This window comes from Selenomonas bovis DSM 23594 (genome assembly GCF_000381005.1).
In the GTDB taxonomy this organism is placed as follows: Bacteria; Bacillota; Negativicutes; order Selenomonadales; family Selenomonadaceae; genus Selenomonas_C; species Selenomonas_C bovis.
Window position 1 is genome coordinate 1 of record NZ_KB908452.1, and the last position, 1,443, is coordinate 1,443.

Consider the following 1,443-nt stretch of genomic DNA (forward strand, 5'->3'; position numbering starts at 1 on the left):
GTCGCCTTGACCAGTTTGTTGACATCATCTTCTGTCTGCAGGTCAGTGCTTTCGCTTTTCATCTCATGCTGCATCATTTCCATAGCGTAGACGGCAGAATTGATGAGACGGACGGAGCCGTTCTCGACCAGAAAGGTTACGCGGCTGCCGTTTGAGATGCCGAGAATCTGCCGCACGTCTTTCGGAATCGTGACCTGGCCCTTCGCCATAACTTTGGCGTTATCAATAAATGTATTCGGAATCGTTGCTGCTGCCATGATGGGTGCACCTCCTAAAAAGTAGGGAATTTCCTACTTTCATTTTACCATCTTTGGGACGAATCGCAACAAGATTTTCAGCAGATGAGGTGATGTATTTGAATCAGAAAACGGAATATTACCTGGCGGACATCGGCACGCTCGTGCCGTATGCCCGCAACGCGCGGACGCACAGTCCGGAGCAGGTGGCGCAGATTGCCGCCAGCATCCGGGAATTCGGGTTCCTCTCGCCGGTCGTGACCACGAAGGATGGCACCATCCTCTGCGGGCATGGCCGTTTTTACGCGGCGCAGAAGCTCGGGCTGAAGAAGATTCCCTGCATCCGCGAGGATCATCTGACCGAGGCGCAGCGGCGCGCGTACATCATCGCGGACAACAAGCTCTCGCTCAACGCGGGCTGGGATGAGGAGATGCTGCGCGTCGAACTGTCCGACCTTAAGGGCGAGGATTTCGATGTGTCGCTCACAGGCTTTGACGAGAAAGAACTCGCGCGTCTCTTCGCGGAGGAGGACGGCGCGGAGGAAGACGGCTTCGATGTGGATGCCGAGCTGGAAAAGCCGTGCTTCTCGAAAGCCGGCGATGTCTGGCACCTCGGGCGCCACACGGTCATCTGCGGGGATTCCACCAAGCCTGAGACATACAGCCGCCTGCTCGGTAAAGAGAAGGTCAACCTCGTCTGCACGGATCCGCCGTATCTCGTGAATCTTGAGAGCACGAGCGGGAAAATAAAGAATGATGACCTCAGTGATGAGGAAGGCTACAAGTTCCTGCGCGCGGCGTTCGAGCAGTTCCACGAGGCCATGGCGAAGGACGCATCCATCTATGTGTTCTACGCGACGGCCAAGGCGCGTGTGTTCCACGACGCCTATGAGGACGCAGGCTTCAAGGTTGGTGCGGGACTTGTGTGGAAGAAGAACCGTCTCGTGCTTACGCGCACGGACTGGAAGTACATCCATGAGCCGATCATCTGGGGCTGGCGCAAGGACGGCAGGCACGAGTGGTACGGTGACCAGAAGCAGGTGACGGTCTTTGAGTTCGACCGCATCAAGGACTCGAAGAAGGACGGCTGCGGCCATCCGTCCTCGAAGCCTGTGCCGCTCATCGCCTATCTCATCCGGCAGTGCACGCAGACGAACGGACTCGTGCTGGACGGCTTCCTCGGCTCGGCCTCGACGCTCATCGCCTG

At 57.5% G+C, this 1,443-nt stretch carries 2 protein-coding genes; one reads left to right on the forward strand and one right to left on the reverse strand.

Annotated features, from left to right (window positions below):
- On the reverse strand, window positions 1-257 hold a 257-nt coding region (locus F599_RS0113265), incomplete at its 3' end, for an AbrB/MazE/SpoVT family DNA-binding domain-containing protein (RefSeq protein WP_019543973.1).
- A 98-nt stretch (window positions 258-355) separates the two neighbouring features.
- Here F599_RS0113265 and F599_RS0113270 point away from each other — a divergent pair.
- Window positions 356-1,443 (forward strand): site-specific DNA-methyltransferase (locus tag F599_RS0113270; RefSeq protein WP_019543974.1); only part of this gene is annotated, 1,088 nt, incomplete at its 3' end.